The 771-nt window shown below is 45.4% G+C and carries 2 protein-coding genes; both read left to right on the top strand.

The genetic code is table 11. The annotated features are described in order from the left end of the window. On the top strand, positions 1-209 hold a 209-nt coding region (locus tag LN736_RS18835; protein WP_229982211.1), incomplete at its 5' end, for a 2-oxo acid dehydrogenase subunit E2. A 20-nt stretch (positions 210-229) separates the two neighbouring features. Further along, positions 230-771, top strand: a 542-nt coding sequence (locus LN736_RS18840) for a biotin/lipoyl-containing protein (RefSeq protein WP_229982212.1), incomplete at its 3' end; no start/stop codon positions are given.

The raw sequence follows: 771 nt of genomic DNA on the forward strand, positions 1-771 counted from the left end.
CGCCTATTATAAACCAGCCTGAGGTAGCCATACTTGGAGTAAACAAGATTGCTGAAACACCGGTGGTGGAAAAGGGCCAGATAGTTATAAAGCCGCTTATGAGTATGTCACTTACAGCGGATCACAGGGCCATAGACGGAGCCTATGCAGCTCGAATTTTGCAGAGAATAAAGCAGTATGTGGAAAAACCGGGACTGCTTATACTTTAGAACATGGGAGGTTTTTAAAAATGAGTTGTTTGGAGATAATGCCCAAGCTGGGCCTTACAATGACAGAAGGAATGCTGGCAAAGTGGCATAAAAGCGAAGGAGAAAAAATTGAAAAGGGAGAAATTCTATTTGAAGTTGAAACGGATAAGCTTACGAACGAGATAGAGGCAAAGGAAAGCGGAGTAGTGAGAAAAATACTCGTAGAGGAAGGCGAGACGGTTAAATGCCTGACACCCGTTGCTGTAATAGCCGGTGAGAATGAAGATATTTCAGAGCTTTTGAAAGAGGCGGGAGCAGAGGGAAAAGATGAGGTAGAAGAAGCAGGAGAGCCGGAAGTCCGGGGCGATAAACGTGAGGCAGGCTCTAGAAATGTAGTTGTTATAGGTGGAGGCCCGGGAGGTTATATAGCTGCTATCCGTGCTGCACAGCTGGGGAATAAAGTAACCCTTGTTGAAAATGCAGAACTTGGGGGAACCTGCCTCAATGTAGGATGTATACCTACAAAGACACTGCTCCATTCTGCAGAACTGTTCAGTGAAATCAAAGACAGCAGAAATCTGGG

The organism is Clostridium aromativorans, from assembly GCF_020908015.1.
Taxonomy (GTDB): Bacteria; Bacillota; Clostridia; order Clostridiales; family Clostridiaceae; genus Clostridium_B; species Clostridium_B aromativorans.